Origin of the sequence: Rhodoferax sp. (genome assembly GCF_013297935.1) — a bacterium.
In the GTDB taxonomy this organism is placed as follows: Bacteria; Pseudomonadota; Gammaproteobacteria; order Burkholderiales; family Burkholderiaceae_C; genus Allorhodoferax.
Genome location: NZ_JAAFIX010000002.1, coordinates 54468 through 70190 on the forward strand (window position 1 = coordinate 54468; position 15723 = coordinate 70190).

The window sequence follows — 15723 nt, forward strand, 5'->3', positions numbered from 1 at the left end:
AGGTTGTCGATGAAACAGGAGATTGCAAATGGCAACGGGAAGGCAATTCAGCCGGGAGTTCAAGGTTGAAGCTGTAAAGCTTGTAACTGAACGCGGGGTTGGCGTGAGCCAAGCCGCACGGGATTTGGATCTGGGGGAAACGGTTCTACGCCGTTGGATGCGAGAGCTGACGCAAGACCCGCAGCAGGCATTTCCTGGCAAGGGTGTCATGAAGCCCGAACAAGCCGAGATTGGTACGTAAGTCCGATACAGTTTGAGGAAGCTTTAAGAGCTTAGGTCGGTGTCCACGGAACCGGCAGCAGCCCAGGGATTCACGGTACCGGGAAGGTGGACCCAAAAAATGGCTGAGTTTAGAGCTGGTCTGACAGAACTGCTCAAAATCCGATGCGCCTTTTCTGCGATGCCGCGGTGGGGATTTCGGGCCAGTCGGACACCCGGATTCGCTTCCTACCGTCGGCTACTGCGGTCGCGATGGCGCACTCCATGCGCACCCTGGCTTCGCGTGGGCTCAGCCCTTCGGCCAGGTCAATAACCTCTTCGGGGACTGTCTTTGGCAGGCCAAGGCCGATCTCCTTTGCCAGGCTGGCGTAGATGCTGCGCGCGACTCCGCGGAGCTGTTCTTGGTCCGGGGCTGGGATGTGAAAAACGGTGAGCCGCGACAGCAAGGGCTCAGGGATTTTTGTGGCGTCATTGGCAGTCAGAAAGAACCGGACGCGGCTGACGTCCATCACCACATCGGGCACAGACTGGTCTTGGAATCGCGAGGCGGTATCCGACTCCAGGATGCCATACAGCGCGGCAAGGGGGCTGTAAGCGGCCGCGGGATTAGTTTTGTCGATTTCATCCAGCAGTACCAAAGGGTTTGCAATCGGCCTTTCGTGGCCGCTACCCCATGCCAAGAAGTCAAAAAGCTTTCCGGGGCTGGAATTGGCCCAAAAAGTGGATGAGCCACCCAATGCACTGCCGTTCGTTTCCGCGCTGAAATCGATGAAAAGCGGCGCCCCGCCTCCCATCACCTTGGCCACGGCATGCGCGAAAAATGTCTTGCCGATTCCTGGATCGCCGACCAGCAGAACCGGGCTCATGCGATGGCGGCCGCCGGCATGAATGATGCCCAGGTGCGGGGAAATCACGGTATCGATAACCTGCGCAAAATTCGGAAAATCTTTCCGCAGCGCGTCGGCTTTTTGCCGCCAGCCGGCCGGTGGAAGAGCCATCTCCCGGTGCGCGCCAGACTTCGAAAGCCTGTCCATGGCGCCCCTGATTCGGCGGGACGTTTCATCATCGCGGCCGGTGCCTGTGCCAGTGTGGCGCCTTTCCAAGTCAAAAACCTTGTATGACGGGCGACCCTCAGGGGCTGGGTCTTGGAGGTGCTTTTTGCTCGGCCTCAGAACCCAGTGCGTTAGCCGGCCGATGGCCTGGATCGCCGCCACCAGGACGCCATCAAAATCGTCCGAATGAGAAAAACCGACGTCACCATCAATCGAAAATCGCACCTCAAGCCAGTCGAATTTTTTTCCGATCAGCAGTCCTGCAAGCGCGTAGCGGTAAGCAAGTAAGGCCTCATTTTCTTCCCGCGACACGCAGGCGTTGCTGTTAACAGTCACCCACTCCGGCAGTTCCGGTGGCTCGACATATCCTTTTTCCATGAAAATCCCTTTTCCAAGGCGCGCGGCTCCGCTTGGAACCGCTCAAAGCGCTTGTAAAAAGGTCGCCTGATGGCGTGAAAAGAGGAAAGCTCCATGGTATCAGCGCGAAAGGCAATTGGGGGCTGGCCTGCCAGACCAGCTTAGAAAACCGATGGTGCTTGGTAGCCGTTTTGAGCAATTGCCCGCTCCACGGCGATCTGGTCCTGCACCGCCATGCGCAGGTCCCGCGCTGCCTTCTCGCGTACCTGCAGCTTGGCCAAGGCCTTTTTCAGCATCTCCGTGTGCTGCAGCACCTCGGCCTCGGCAGCAGCTGCCCTGGCCTCCCTTGCGCGCAGCTTGTCCAGCGCAAGCTGAATCTGCTCCGCCTGTGCCACGATCTCCGACCGCTTCCTGGACTGCTCCAGTTCCGCGGCCTCGATTTGCTCCTGACGCTCACGCAGTGCCACCGACCGCGCCTGGCGCTTGCGGGGGCTGGGGCTTTTCTCATGGCCAAAAGGCGTGCCCGCCCACCGGGCGTACCAAGACTGCATTAAGGCGCAGCCGCTTTTGTACGCGGCAGCCATCTCCCGGCGCGTGGCGGCTGGCTTTTCATCCAGCAGGTCCAGCACACTCCCGTGCCCGGCGTGCAAGTCCTTGACGCTCTTGCCTCCCCTGTCCACCCAAATGTGAAGATGAAAAAAGGCCTCATCCACATGGGCGACCACCGAAATCAGGTCTTTGCGAAATCGATGCTTGCAAAGCCTTATCACCCGATTCACCCATCGATCGCGTGCAGGCGATGGCGCCATGGTCGGCTCGGGCCAACTCGCGACCCCGATCAGCAAAATCGGCGTCGTGTTTTTCTGCAATCGCGAGTGCGTTTTCCCACGTCGGGTGTAAACCTCATATTGCTTTTTTGCGGCATCGACAATGAATTTTTCACGATCCCGAAGTTTCTCGGGTTCGAGTCCGTAAATTCTCACTGTGGGCTGCGGGTTGTCGATGTGACCGTCATGCCCAGCTTCGCGGATCATTTCGCCCACCGTCCATCGCAACGTCGGCGTCTGAGGAGCGTCACCGCGGGCGTGAATCGGTATCGTGGATGCCACTTGGGCAAAAGCTTTTTCAGACCAAAAGGGTGCGCGTGTGCTCATTTTCTCGATACCGTGTTGGATACATGCCGCTATCTCCTCTAAGCCGATTAGAGGAAGTGACGCCCCCCGGTCTCGGTAGCACTTGGGTTTGGATTCCGGGGTTGCTCACCGAACTGTGCAACCGGGGCATGCAGGGCAACTTCAACGCCTGCGACGTCGGTCTCAAGGGGTACCTCAATGCGATGCCGGTCAGTGCAACATCTTGGCTCTTCGAAATACATGCTCCAAGTGCTTCGCGAGCGATGCCATGAATTGCTCGTCATGTGTTGGCACACGGCCGACGGAAAAATCAAAGCAACCGGAGTGCTTAACTGCGCGGGCAATATGAACTGGCTTGGCATCTTTTAGTACAGCAAATGACTGAAGGACGCTTCCCTCGCCTTTTACGACTATGAGCCTGGAGGCCTCAGAAAACATAAAGTCTTTGCGGCAGTTGCCCGCAATATCAAACAGCTTTTCGCGACTTACCGAGTCATCGAAAAACACTGTCGCAGCAAGTTCGAGGTCCATATCGAATGTGCGGTAACTTGCTAATGGACCAATTGCCTCGGCAATCATGTCCATCAAGTGGAGAACCCGTTCGTAGGAGTCACGCTTGCCAGCTGAGAATTTCAGTGTCTGGCGAAAAGTCTTTGCTTGGTTTGCGATCCTAGATACGATCAATGCGGTGGCTGAGCATTGAGGGGCTGTCTGGCGCACATCAAAATCGCGATCTGTGATGAGCATTGCATAAGCACTTTCGACCCTGGTGATGTCAAATACGCACTTGTTGGATTGGTCAATGTAAACCACACCAGTTCGTACCAAAGAGTCAAAAAGCACTTTTCCAACATCCGAAATTTTCCTGCGCATTCGGCTTGAGGTAGATGCTGGAAATGGCAGAGTACATGCGTTGAAGCTAACTTGATCAATCGGTGGATGATCTGCATGCATGACATCAAAGAAGTTTCCGTTAGTGGTTTTCTTGGGTTCCATATAGGCCTTGAGCTGTTGATTTCAATCGAGCAAGTGACGTTCACTAGCTTGTTTTCATTTTCACAACCTCAATGCTTTTTGGGTGGGCAAACCAGACGAATTGGCCATTTCACTTTTGACAAAATGGCCAATTCGAGGGGTTATCGATGACAAGCGATGTTGATCTGTTTAGTTGAGTTACCAATGATGGAAATTGAACATACCTTGAAATGCAGATGACTCAATTATTGTGTGCTCGCAGCAACGACGTACACCGAATCATGATCCCAAATCAAGCCTCGCTATATGTCTGAAGACTGACTGTTTTGGTGCAAGCCCACTATCCGTGAACTCGGAACCAAAACTCACTCATCGTCATTGTTCGTTGTCACATCAGGTGTTTACCTGAGCATTCTTAAAGTGCGCTTCAGTACCCTTCAGTAAACAATGATTGATGGAACCAGAAGTGAATTGGTAACGAAGAGCTGGGAGGTATCCCAGCTCCCAATCAATTCCTACTGGTTAAATGCCAACCTTCACCGTGAGGACACTCATACACCCGTAGCCGGGTGCCACGCTCCTGCTCCAAGATTTGAGCACGGCGCACTGCAGCATGTTCTGATTCGTACGCTTGTTTGGAACATTCTGATGAGTAGAAACTCGGCGTATAGCGCTCTGCTGGGCTCAAATGCCAAGCACTGCAACGACTGCAGCGGTAGGGAACCATTCGATTGCCGTGGGCTGCAAGGACATGCGCCGCCCCCGCCTCAGCAGCAGATCGGTCAGGATAGGCGCGGCGAGGCTTGCCGCGGGAATTGACGCAGATCGAAGAATGAATATTGAACATGGAGTCATACCTCCAAGTCCATTACCACGCGAAAGCTGACCTTCGCGTTCTTGTAGGCTCCCCACGAGGTAGACCCGATTTGTCCTTCCCAAAATCGTCCACTGATCCACTCCCATTCCTGACACCACTCGTAGGCGTCCCAAGCATCAATGAATGTCAGTCCTTGGTACTGTGCCCATGGCAGCGGATTCTTCCAAGTAGCACGAGGCGGAAAGTCATCAATCCATCGCTTACGCGACTTAGAAGTTACTCCACTCTGCGGCGGTAGCTCTGGCACGTCTACACTTGGTTCAATGAAACGTGGCTCAGACCAGATCACCGCAGATGGCACTTCACGGCCTTCCTCTTCACGTTGATCTGTTGCAAGTGGACGGGGTGGATATTCCTCCCAGGGAAAGCCCCTTTTCGCCAATGAATCGTAATGATGCGAATAGGCTGATCGAAGCGACCTAAGCTCCCCTCGGGTCGGAAGCCTCAGCGCGACACCAAGCTGACGCTCAAACCAAGCACAGAAAGCTTGTGAATCGACCCATGTAGCCCCAGCCGGCGAGTCATCTGGCTCACCATCATTCGCCCGCTCCCATGGCTCTTGGTTATCGGATCGGCGCTCAGCGTACCCGGTCTCAATAAGCATCCTGCGAAACGAGCCGACAGTGATGAGCTCGCTCATGGCAACTTTACGCCCCTCAACCAGTGTGACTCTAAAACCCGGGGGAATGTCTCCAGACCACCGCACCCGCTCCAGAACAGGCAGCGTTCCCTGCTCGCGCAGCCAAGCACCTCGAACATCTACTGAACTGTTCAGTTGACGGGCCTGAATGTTTCCACCACGGTCGTAGAAGGCCTGTTCAGCCTCGTGTGCCTCGTGCTCCTCCCAAACTCCTTGGCGGAAATGTATCCGCCTATGAAGGTCGTTTTGGGTCATCAACCGCGAAGGTAAATCCTCAATCGCGAGATGATACGAATGCCCAAGGGAACTCGGTTGAGGTGGCTCTTTCTCGCGGTAATTGCGCCAAAGAATATCCCAGCCGCCATCATGGCCGCGAAGAATCATCAAGCGGTCGCTGTAACGAAGAATATCGACCCATCCCTCCGGTTGAGGATCGAAAACAGCGCGAAAAGCAACCACTGCTGCCGTCGTACTTGCATAGTGCGTCTTACGCTCCTCTGGGTCGAAACCAGGCGCCCAGTAGGTCTTGTCAACGATATGACGCACAGGACCATCAATGAGCTTGTCGTCGAGAAACCCCCACTGCCCCATCAATTGATGTCTCTGCGTAAAGAGGTTCTCTGCACGCTGGCGCGCGCTTTCCGCACCGACAGTGAGCGAAGCGATTGCGGCTGCAGGCGTGTCATAGCCATTACCCTGATCCCAAGCTGCCCAGTTCACGCCATAACCGAGGAATACGCGTTGAGGCGCCGGAAGTTGAGCTTCGAAAAGGCGATCCGCCAGATCTCTCGGACTTGGCCCTGTACCTCCACTGAAATACAGATCTGTACAGCCACCGTTGTCAACCGGAAATACTTGGACTCGGTGGGTGCATCGGTTCCGCTTCAGGAAATCTTGAAAATCTGGCCACCCTTTCGATAGAAATGAGCCAAAGTCACCTTTAAAACCCAAGCAATTCACTATCGCGTTGAGAGTCAGTCGGTGCTGAATAGGCTCTTTTTCTGGATGTAGTACACGGCGCTTGGCACCTGCTTTGATCTCGTCGGGGGAGATGCCAGACAACGGAATGGCGTGTCCATCTCGCAGCAGCAGGTAACCAGGTCTGGGGGAGGCTTTGTTGAGGCCAATAGACATATTCTTCTCCAATGGCTATCCTTTACCTTCCCCAAAGCCGCCAGAGGGAAGAGAGATAGCACTGAATAAGACACATGTCAAAATCACGCCGATGCGGCGTAAATGAAAAGTCCATTTTGAGTGGACACATTGACGTAGCGAGAGAACTTGCTATCGGCGCTGGCGGCACCGACGATCCTGCTGGGCGTCTCAAAGCCCGATAAAATTCTAACCCAACATTGAACTTGGTTTCAAGCTCGCACAATCACTTTATGTGACGCTTGAGCGATTGACATGCACCCTCTCAGCCACAAGAGCCTGCGTTTAATGAACTTCGTCAACCAACCGGTTAGTGGCGAATTTGAAGAAAAGAGGCTCAAATCATTTGTTTCCTTGGTCAGGCTGAGCCGGGCCTTTACACCCTTGCGCCTTGCCTCAACGTTGATTTCAGTGAAGTCATATTCCAGAAACGGCAAGCGAATTCCACGATGTTTTCATTAAAAGACTCGAAGCACCGAGCTGACCAGCGTCAGCTTTACGCCCCTCTTCACGTTGATCCGAACTTTATTGGCTTCAAATGAAACTCTGAGGCAATGAGTCAATTGAAAATGAAGTGTGAAACTGGAATGATTGAAGGCTGATATGACAGTAAAGATAAATTCAAAGTTGGCCATCACTCCGTCTATTGAAGGGGTCGACCTTTTTTGCGGTGCGGGTGGACTTTCTTGCGGACTGGCAGCGCAAGGTATAAAGGTGGTCGCAGGTATCGATGTGGACCCAGCTTGTGAGTTCCCCTACGAAGCGAACCACAAGGGCGCCAAATTCTTATTGCGTGATGTCACAACAATCAGCGGCAAAGAACTAAACGATCTTTGGTCCCCGGGCGCTCTACGTTTGTTAGCAGGCTGCGCTCCATGTCAGCCTTTTTCAAGCTACGCAAACACGGCAACCGTCGACCAGGCTAAGTGGCGGCTGCTTGAAGAATTCGCCCGACTTGTTGATGAAAGTCAGCCAGATCTGGTCACCATGGAGAACGTGCCTCGGTTGCAAAGAGAGCAGCCATTTCAAGATTTTTTGAAGGCATTGGAGCGCGGCGGATACCAAGTGGCCTATGCTGTCCTAAATGCCGCTGACTTTGGTGCGCCGCAAAAACGAAAGCGCTTGGTATTGGTGGCATCGCGCCTTGGCCCAGTCTCAGTTCCAGAACCGACACACAAAGGGACAAAAAACTGGGTGACTGTGCGCCAAGCCATCGGACACCTTAACAAGCTCAACGATGGCCAGACCTGCAAAACCGATCCTTTGCACACAGCTTCAAGCCTTTCGGAGCTAAATCGTGCACGGATAAAAGCCAGTAAGCCTGGCGGCACTTGGCGAGACTGGCCTCCTGAACTTGTGGCAGCTTGTCATAAGCGCGAAAGCGGCAAGCACTCCGCCGGCGTTTACGGACGTATGGAATGGGACAAACCAGCGCCAACGATGACGACATTGTGCAACGGCTTCGGCAACGGACGCTTTGGACATCCAGAGCAACATCGCGGCATCTCGCTGCGTGAGGCTGCAATCTTCCAGTCTTTTCCAGAGACTTATCAATTCACTCCAAAAGGTGAAAGCGTAGTCATCAAAACTGTTGGTCGTTTGATTGGAAATGCAGTTCCGCCAAAGCTTGGGGAAGCTGTGGCTAAGGCACTCTATGCATCACTGCCTGCTTCGGCCGCCACTTCATTGGCCGGGACAAGAGCCAAGTAGCGCCGGTTTTGAAGGTAGTTGTCGACCTCCATTGAAATTTTTCGCAAGGTCTCAAACACTGCGATAGAGTCAGCCTCCAGAGCAGGAACCGCGAGATCTCGACCTAAATCAGTGAAGCTCTTTTCGCCATGAGCCAACTCATTTCGATTGTTCTTCACTTTTTGAAGGGCTTGGTCTGTCAAATGGGCTGGTGGACGGTCATCGGGGGTTGGAGATACCACTCCAAATTTCTTCAACTGCTCGTAAATAACAAGGCTATCAACGCTGCCTGAAATTCCGTCAACGCGCTTGTCCTTGCCTGAAGTTCGACTTTTCCAGTCATCCATCCAATACCTGAATAGGCTTGTATGAAGGGGCGCAGCGGACGAAAGCACTTTAGCTTTAGCGTCTTTTTTAACAGTTCGCAACACCAACCGAAGCAACTGCGCGTTCAGATCGTCCGCACTGGAGCAGTTGGCACCAATAACATCGTGCATTTCATCCAGAAGTTGAATCAACGTCGCCTCCATTGCGCTGTAAAGCAAAAGCAACAGATTTGCCTTAAGCGTGTGCGTGAGCTCCAAACCCAACGGGAACTGCACTTCACCATCTCTCGCGCTTAAGACCGCACGCCGCTCGACCGCGACTTTCAGAAACGCTACGTATGCACTTGCCTCATGCGCTCTCTGCCTAAGGAGGTCATCCGTAAGGGGCACATGGCTCATGAAAAGAGCCCAGGTTGTACTTCGCCCCCCTCATCCTCAGGAGTGTCCGGTGGTGAGTCAGCGTTGGCACTGTTTTCGACCACAGCGGTATCTTTATCCTCCACAAACGTCTTACCCAATAAATTGTCACGCACATAGTGAATGCGATTTATCAACTTTGGTCGGGAGTTGCTTGCGTCAGAGCGGGTGTGTTTGATGAATTCCTTGCTGTCAAGCCACAAGTCCAAGTTCCCTGGGACAAGGTCGGGCTTTTCCCTTAGCGCAAGTGAAAGACCAACGGCGATGACTTCAAAGCGGATACGTGGAACAGTTGTGTAGCCCACTCGCTTGAATCCGTTGGGGAAATATTCAGACACAAGGTTTAGCATTTGGACAAATTCGCCAAGCATTGCAGCCTTGTCCACCTCATGAAAACTCTGGTTCTTACTACGCAGATAATCTGTGAGGAAGTCATCGACACTTTTCTGGAAAGCTTGGTAATTGTTGAGGTAGGCGAAATACCGCAAAACGAACTCTTCGTATTCCTTTCGTTTTGCATTTCGTTCATTCAGTGGAACAAGTTTTTTGAAATCTTCATTGGCGGCACACTCTGTGATAAACGTCATAAAAGGTCCGTCAACTACGCCTCGCCGAACTTCCATAGTCGTAAGCCTTGTCCCGCCAGAGTTCAATCGATCAAACATTTCTCGACGTGCATCTTCATCGGCTTTTTCAGTAAGCTCAATGACCCGCACAGTTGTTCGCTTGAATCGCATTTGGCGTGGCTTACTGAAGTCCGAGAACCTCATGCCGATCGCATCAGTTAACTTTTTCAGGCCAACCAGTTCGAGCTTGTTTGAAAGAAAGTTATCTAGAGTCCTTATGCGTTGGGATCCATCAATGATTTCCAAGGCACCCTCACGATCACCCTGTCCCACGTCGGCTGCAAAAATGAAAGGAATTGGTAACTTGATGAGAATCGACTCAATGAAGCGAGACTGCTGTCGGGGCGTCCAGACCATGTCACGCTGGTAGTCAGGAATAAACAGTTCAGACTCGTCCAAGTCTCGCCCGTTTGTAAACTTTTCAACCAAGACACCGATAGGCCACTCCTTTATTTCGTAGTCTGTGATCTTCTGCAACTCTTCGATTTGCTTATCCACTGAAATCGCACGTTCGCCATCGGCCGGCAACAGTTGAACTTGTTCTTCCATATTCCGCTCCTCCCATATATTTTCCAACAAGGCAGACTCAGAGTTCATGCTTACGCTTCCGAGATTGATGTAGGTTACCCGAAAGCAGGCCTCTGGCATCCACTAGTAGCAAGCCAAAGCAGCGGCTTTATCAAGTCGCTTTTCTACGAGTTGCGTGGGATTTCTTCGGTGTAGATTTGATGCATTACTTGGTATGGCTCCACATCTGATCGCCTCAACGGCGTAGCTTTGGCCAAGCTCATCCAAACATCAAATGGCAGGTGGTTGAACTGCCTCTTGGGCGCCATCCGCAAAATTTCTAGTCGCTCCTGAACCAGCTGGATGACGCCGCATTCGGCAGGAATCTCTTCTGGTTCAGCGATGGGTCTGTCTTTGGCATCCCGCCCCAACACATACCAGCACTGCCCTCCCAGCTCCAGATAAGCAGCTCGTTTCTCCGGTCGTTTGAGGTCGCCCAGCAAGTCCGCTCTGTTTACTTTGATCTCATGTACCACTGGCTCGAGGTAGGCCTGGACTGAGGAATTGCGGATAGAGAACACATCCGGCATGCAGTAGCGCCAACTCCCCTGCTCTTCTTCCTGCAAAGTGACCTTTGCTCTAAGGCTCAGATTGGTCCATACAAGTCGTCCCTCTTTGAGCATGTCTTGGGCGACCTTTTCGACGAGGGCTTCATGGGGATCTTTGGCTTGTCGGTTGGAGTTAGCTGCTTGTGCCAAGAACTGAATACCAGTGTCTGTGACCCGCACGCGTTCATGACCGCCTTCCTCTTGCAGTCGCTCAAGGAGACCTGCCGCCAGGAGTTCGATCTCCACGACATCCAGACAGGGCCATCCTGCGGACCGGTACATATCTCTTAGACGTTTGGCATGCACCTTCTTGAGTCCAATGCCATTGACGACCGCAATGTGCGTTGCACTTCGCAGTTTGTTGGAGTCTTTGCTGGTTTCTGTTTTGGATTCCGTCATATCTCACGCCCTTGCTACTGGCATGTCATCCCACCGGGTGGTGTACGCCGGGGTTCTCCGCAGTTGCTTCATGGACCATTCCCTCCTCACTCCATCGAGTCCCGCACTGGCAGTGAGAACTGTGCCTTTGCCGAAGCGATGGTTCAGGGTGTCCATGGCAACCATGAGCCGGGTTCGGTCTTCTTGTGAGTCACCGTCTTCCAGATCGAGCTCTGTCTGCTGATTGGTATCGGGTTGCAGGTCCAGCAGCATCACCCCCGCTTTGGCGTAGTTGAATCCTGGCTTGAAGATATGGTTTAGGCCCTGGAGAGCTGCTTTGATGATTTGAGCGGTGTCTGCAGTAGGGCGTCTCAATGGCGTGACCATAGAGCGGCTGTACTGCTGGTCTTTGCGGAATGGACTGGTACGGATGTAGACATAGACCTGTCCTGCAAGGCTGTGTTGCTTCCGGACTTTTTCAGCTGCTCGGGAGGCAAACTCTGTCACCGCTTCAGCTATGTGATGCTGTTCGGTGATGGGGCGACCGAAGGATCGGGTGCATGCGATTTCCCTCTTGGCTGCTGGGCTGTGATCCAGATCAATACAAGGCGTGCCCTGAAGCTCCCGGACGGTTCTCTCCAGCACTACAGACCACTTGCCTCGTACGGTGGCTGGGTCCAGCTTCATCAAGTCCAACACGGTGTGTATGCCACCCGCTTGGAGTTGCTTGCTGATCTGTCGGCCCACACCCCAGACTTCATTCACTGCGGTTGCTGCGTACACGGCGTCACGCTCTGCTTGATCTAGTGCAGCCAGATTACAGACTTGGGAGAGCTTGTCGGGGTAGACACCAGGCTTGCGTTCGGCTGTCTTTGCGATGTGATTGGCGAGCTTGGCAAGGGTCTTGGTAGGACCTATGCCAATGCCGCAGGGAATTCCCACCCACTGCAGGATGCGGGACCGGATCTTGTGGCTGCGCTCTACCAGGTCACCTTTGACGCCATCAAGATCAATGAAGGATTCATCGATGCTGTAGATCTCTTGGGCAGGACCTAGGCCTGCTGCCAAACTCATCATGCGATCGGACATGTCGCCGTAAAGCGCGAAATTGGCAGATAGGGCTACCAAGCCGGCATCCTCGGCCAAGTGCTTGATCTGGAACCAGGGGGCACCCATGGCGATACCCAGCGCTTTGGCTTCGTTGCTGCGGGCAATGGCGCATCCGTCGTTGTTGGACAGGACAACTACCGGCAAGCCGTTCAGGCTAGGTCTGAACACCCGCTCACAGGACACATAGAAGTTGTTGCCGTCTACCAGGGCGTACATAGGAGAACTGATGGACGTGATCAGGCAGAGGGAAACTGCTTGATGCAGCTAGTGACCACGCCCCAAATCTCTATGATCTGACCTTCCTTGGGCACTATGTCCGGATAAGTGGGATTTGCAGCCTGGAGCTTGACCCGTCCGGCACGCTGGTAGAGCTGCTTGACCGTGAACTCACCATCCACCACAGCGACCACGATCATCTTGTGCCGTGGCTTGATGGCGCGGTCAATGACCAGTATGTCGTTATCGAAGATGCCGGCATCCTTCATGGAGTGACCGGAGACACGCTGCAGGAACGTGGCCTGCGGGTGGGTGATCAGGACTTTGGACAGGTCAATGCGTTCAGCTCCCATATCCTCTGCCGGGCTAGGGAAGCCTGCACAGATGCGCGTTGGGACGAGGTCCAGCAGGCAGGAGGAAGCAGTGATGGGAACTGGAGGATGGCTAACGCAATTACTGTACATTTATACAGTTTAACGATCTGGCCAGCCAAACGCAAACCCAAGGGTTTTGTGTAGGCTCAATCGAAAGCAATGACTGCTCCCAAGACTATCCATGCGCCGTATCCTGAAAACACTGCTCCAGCGCAACTCGCGTTGACTTGTACGACCGTCATTGAAGAGATTGAAATACCTATGAATACTGTTGAAACACTATTGATGGGTACGGGTTGTATCCATTTCGCAGGAGAGAAATCACGCCTCACCGCTTAAAGACTCACTTCCACGCCCAGAACGACGGCTCAGTGATTGCGCTGATTTGAATAACCGGAGAAGCCCGGCGCATTGATAGCGGACTTACCAATGGTTAAAAAATTCAGGGTGGAGAGATAACATTCATTTCGATGAGTGCACGTAAGTGCTCTTCCAAACGCTTTGGAATGTCCCCTCCGGAAATCAAAACGCCTGCCTCCATATTTCGCTCCATCGCATGGCCAGTCAAATTTGCGCTAGTGATAAAGCAGACCCTCCCATCGGCAACAGCGACTTTCGAGTGGACACTTCCGTCGGTGAACACTTCTGCTTTTTCCCGCCATGCGAAAAGCTTTGCGGATGGAACCGACATCCTCATTTTTCCGATCGCATCGAATGAGATGCTGCCGCCATGACCCTGGGACAACTCGAGCAGCATTGAGATTGCAACTCCGCGATCAATTGCGGCGTTCAGCGCCTTGACGACGTTGGACACGTCGTAGGCCACGAAGCTGGTGATAAATAAAGACTGTTCTGCGGAGTTGATGACCTGCAGTAGCGCCTGCTCTGTTCGACGCGCCGATACGAAAGGCGTCGTCGGGCCAGTCCAAACGAGTTCGGTGGATTGCTCAGAAGCGGCTTTGGCGTAAACGTGGCTGGCAGCGATAAGCATTGATGCCAGTTCATCTGAACCGACCTTGGTGTTTTGCCAGGCTGCCGCAAGCTGCTCGACCACGCTGCTGGCTACTGGGGTTCCGACCACACTCGGCAACGCCGTCGCAGCCTTGCTGGCATCAGTTCGACGAACGCGGGCGGCAACGGCCTGCACCTTCTCGGGCGAAACCAGAGAGACCAAGGCTGCAATGGCATCCAAGAGTTCATCCATGTCAGAAACCCTTGAAGAAAGCAGCGTCAGCGCGTTCGAGTGTTGGTATGAGCAGCGATCGATCCAGATACCGATTGCCCCGCTCGCAAGATGTCTCCGCCACTAAAGAGCACGCATGGCAAGCAGCCCCATGCAATGAGCGATCTTTTTCGGGGTCATGTTCCGAGCAGAGCGGATCTGAAGAGCAGATCTTCGAACGATTCAGTGCTTGCTCCAGCAGGCGACCAAGGTTTTCTGGCTTCCCGAGGTCGACAAGGCCACCCAGCGTGCCGTCAGAATCTGCTGCTGCGGTATAGATTAGGATGCCCGCCTGCGGGGTGTCGCCAGAAGTGTCGGCATAGATGCGTTCACGAATGCTCGCAGCGTTGTACCCGCATTCCAGCGCCAACTCCCGAATCAGTAGATGAGAGAGCGTGTGCAGCATCGCATAACGAATGCCGGGGTATCCCTCGTTCGGGTCGAGATGACGTGAATTGCGCCATCCCCTATGACCACCACGGAGCATCTGGTCGACTTTCTTTACGCCATCTAGAGCCTCCCACTTGACGAGCGCGGCTTCGTCGAACTGGATGAAGATCCCTTCACCATGAACCTGGTTTGCTGGCACCCAATCCGGCTCGCTGCGTGACAGGCTGGCCATCTGCGGACGTTCATTGGGGTCACCAGACTCTTCGGGGGCTTCGACACGAGTGAAACCCAGCAGCGCATTCACCTCGCGCAAACGCTCGAGGAGCAAGACTCGACTGATATGGCCTCCGAGGCCCTGTGGCGTGCCGACCTTCTTGCTCATGAAGTGCGGGTAGTCCGTGGGCGGGTTGGCCTCCGTCAGCACATCCCACTCGGGCCCTTTGATGTCGGCCTCACCCACAGCCTCCTGTCCGCCGCCTTTGCGGTGTGCTTCAATGCCCGACCAGATCAATGCCGCAGGATATTTGTCGATTCCTGGCAGCGCCCCGGTCTTTTTCAACGTCTTCACCGTCACCGAAACCTCGGCTTCGGATTCAAGTTCGTCGAAAAACTCCCAGCCATCCTGGATCAGTTGACTGAGCGGGTCCTTGGTCTGGGGGATTGCAAGTGCGGATAGCGTGATCGGAAACCAGCTGTTCGTGGCTCCCAATAGCACCGCGCGTGCTTCCTCATCGCATTCGTGGTCGAAGTGGTCTAGGTGCGGATGCCGTCCTCGGCACCCCGGCAGATTTTCTTTTCCTGCCTTGCCGAAAGCGTGCGCCATGCTTCTGGATGCCCCACAGGCATCACACTTCACCCACAGGTTTTCCGTTTGCAGCGACGCGCCGCTCTCGAAGAAGCGCAGCGTGCCCTTGCACGAGCTGTTACCTCCATGCACGAAGTAATGCCACGGAAAATCGTCAAGGTGGCCGTCGCGGCAGGCCAGCAGAAAACGTGCGGGAACGGCATCAGCATCCTTGGCAGGTTGGTCGCCTTTGGAACCACGGCAGCCTTTGTGAACGAAGCGGGTTCGCTCCGGCCTGAAGCGGTTCTCCTTGATCTCGAACAGACCGGCATCAAAGGGCGACAGCAGGCCGCATTTCACGCAGCGCATCCAGCGCGGAAATGGCCGAACAGGAACACCGATGTTGGCCTCGGCCGACCAGACATCGACGAGTTCGCTTTTCTGGAACGGTGGCATGCGAAGGTTCTCGACCTGCGCGCCTAGAACCTTCCGAACTGCAGCAAGCAGCCGCGCCTCTTGAATCGGCTGGCAGCGATCCTTTTCCCATCGGTCGATGCCGAGCGTCACGACGGACAGGCTTGGCAGGTCGATCAGCGCACCAGGCCCATAGGTCCACAGTAACTGACTAGGGCGAACTTCTCCGACTGGAGTCTTGTTGTTGATGATCATGT

General features: G+C 54.1%; 12 protein-coding genes and 1 pseudogene. 2 read left to right on the top strand and 11 right to left on the bottom strand.

From position 1 onward, the window contains the following. Nucleotides 1-28 precede the first annotated feature (28 nt). Nucleotides 29-232, top strand: a pseudogene (locus QZW03_RS03560) (transposase); the annotation flags it as partial. Nucleotides 233-374: 142 nt separating this feature from the next. Here the strand turns inward: QZW03_RS03560 and QZW03_RS03565 are convergent. The 4 genes from QZW03_RS03565 to QZW03_RS03580 form a co-directional block, all read right to left on the bottom strand. Further along, nucleotides 375-1649, bottom strand: a complete 1275-nt coding sequence (locus QZW03_RS03565; RefSeq protein WP_296508413.1) for an AAA family ATPase — start codon at nucleotides 1647-1649, stop codon at nucleotides 375-377. Nucleotides 1650-1789: 140 nt separating this feature from the next. Further along, nucleotides 1790-2782: a hypothetical protein gene (locus QZW03_RS03570; RefSeq protein ID WP_296508415.1), complete on the bottom strand. Its 993-nt coding sequence runs from the start codon at nucleotides 2780-2782 to the stop codon at nucleotides 1790-1792. Nucleotides 2783-2971: 189 nt separating this feature from the next. Next, entirely contained in the window at nucleotides 2972-3757 is a 786-nt protein-coding gene (locus QZW03_RS03575) for a hypothetical protein (RefSeq protein WP_296508417.1), read from the bottom strand. A gap of 830 nt (nucleotides 3758-4587) precedes the next feature. Further along, nucleotides 4588-6387, bottom strand: coding sequence for a hypothetical protein (locus tag QZW03_RS03580; protein ID WP_296508419.1), 1800 nt, complete (start codon nucleotides 6385-6387; stop codon nucleotides 4588-4590). A 621-nt stretch (nucleotides 6388-7008) separates the two neighbouring features. Between QZW03_RS03580 and QZW03_RS03585 the strand changes: the two genes are divergently transcribed. Further along, nucleotides 7009-8115, top strand: coding sequence for a DNA cytosine methyltransferase (locus tag QZW03_RS03585; RefSeq protein WP_296508422.1), 1107 nt, complete (start codon nucleotides 7009-7011; stop codon nucleotides 8113-8115). On the opposite strand, the gene QZW03_RS03590 is transcribed toward QZW03_RS03585, so the two are convergent. The 7 genes from QZW03_RS03590 to QZW03_RS03620 form a co-directional block, all read right to left on the bottom strand. Then, complete coding sequence (locus QZW03_RS03590) at nucleotides 8058-8819, bottom strand: MAE_28990/MAE_18760 family HEPN-like nuclease (protein ID WP_296508424.1); 762 nt, start codon at nucleotides 8817-8819, stop codon at nucleotides 8058-8060. The genes QZW03_RS03585 and QZW03_RS03590 overlap by 58 nt on opposite strands. After that, entirely contained in the window at nucleotides 8816-10012 is a 1197-nt protein-coding gene (locus tag QZW03_RS03595; RefSeq protein ID WP_296508426.1) for a DUF262 domain-containing protein, read from the bottom strand. The genes QZW03_RS03590 and QZW03_RS03595 overlap by 4 nt, the downstream gene beginning before the upstream one ends. A gap of 143 nt (nucleotides 10013-10155) precedes the next feature. Beyond that, nucleotides 10156-10977, bottom strand: coding sequence for a hypothetical protein (locus QZW03_RS03600; RefSeq protein WP_296508428.1), 822 nt, complete (start codon nucleotides 10975-10977; stop codon nucleotides 10156-10158). A gap of 3 nt (nucleotides 10978-10980) precedes the next feature. Beyond that, nucleotides 10981-12282, bottom strand: coding sequence for a Y-family DNA polymerase (locus QZW03_RS03605; RefSeq protein WP_296508430.1), 1302 nt, complete (start codon nucleotides 12280-12282; stop codon nucleotides 10981-10983). 20 nt (nucleotides 12283-12302) lie between these two features. Further along, on the bottom strand, nucleotides 12303-12746 hold the full coding sequence (gene umuD, locus QZW03_RS03610; RefSeq protein WP_296508432.1) for a translesion error-prone DNA polymerase V autoproteolytic subunit: 444 nt from the start codon (nucleotides 12744-12746) through the stop codon (nucleotides 12303-12305). A 352-nt stretch (nucleotides 12747-13098) separates the two neighbouring features. Then, nucleotides 13099-13860: a DISARM system phospholipase D-like protein DrmC gene (gene drmC / locus QZW03_RS03615; RefSeq protein WP_296508434.1), complete on the bottom strand. Its 762-nt coding sequence runs from the start codon at nucleotides 13858-13860 to the stop codon at nucleotides 13099-13101. A gap of 1 nt (nucleotide 13861) precedes the next feature. Further along, complete coding sequence (locus QZW03_RS03620) at nucleotides 13862-15721, bottom strand: DUF1998 domain-containing protein (RefSeq protein ID WP_296508436.1); 1860 nt, start codon at nucleotides 15719-15721, stop codon at nucleotides 13862-13864. Nucleotides 15722-15723 lie beyond the last annotated feature (2 nt).

Coding starts and splice junctions, on each gene's coding strand:
- QZW03_RS03590 (WP_296508424.1), bottom strand. CDS start 8,819: ATGAGCCATGTGCCCCTTACGGATGACCTCCTTAGGCAGAGAGCGCAT.
- QZW03_RS03620 (WP_296508436.1), bottom strand. CDS start 15,721: ATGATCATCAACAACAAGACTCCAGTCGGAGAAGTTCGCCCTAGTCAG.
- QZW03_RS03585 (WP_296508422.1), top strand. CDS start 7,009: ATGACAGTAAAGATAAATTCAAAGTTGGCCATCACTCCGTCTATTGAA.
- QZW03_RS03600 (WP_296508428.1), bottom strand. CDS start 10,977: ATGACGGAATCCAAAACAGAAACCAGCAAAGACTCCAACAAACTGCGA.
- drmC (WP_296508434.1), bottom strand. CDS start 13,860: ATGGATGAACTCTTGGATGCCATTGCAGCCTTGGTCTCTCTGGTTTCG.
- QZW03_RS03605 (WP_296508430.1), bottom strand. CDS start 12,282: ATGTACGCCCTGGTAGACGGCAACAACTTCTATGTGTCCTGTGAGCGG.
- QZW03_RS03595 (WP_296508426.1), bottom strand. CDS start 10,012: ATGGAAGAACAAGTTCAACTGTTGCCGGCCGATGGCGAACGTGCGATT.
- umuD (WP_296508432.1), bottom strand. CDS start 12,746: ATGTACAGTAATTGCGTTAGCCATCCTCCAGTTCCCATCACTGCTTCC.
- QZW03_RS03575 (WP_296508417.1), bottom strand. CDS start 3,757: ATGGAACCCAAGAAAACCACTAACGGAAACTTCTTTGATGTCATGCAT.
- QZW03_RS03565 (WP_296508413.1), bottom strand. CDS start 1,649: ATGGAAAAAGGATATGTCGAGCCACCGGAACTGCCGGAGTGGGTGACT.
- QZW03_RS03580 (WP_296508419.1), bottom strand. CDS start 6,387: ATGTCTATTGGCCTCAACAAAGCCTCCCCCAGACCTGGTTACCTGCTG.
- QZW03_RS03570 (WP_296508415.1), bottom strand. CDS start 2,782: ATGAGCACACGCGCACCCTTTTGGTCTGAAAAAGCTTTTGCCCAAGTG.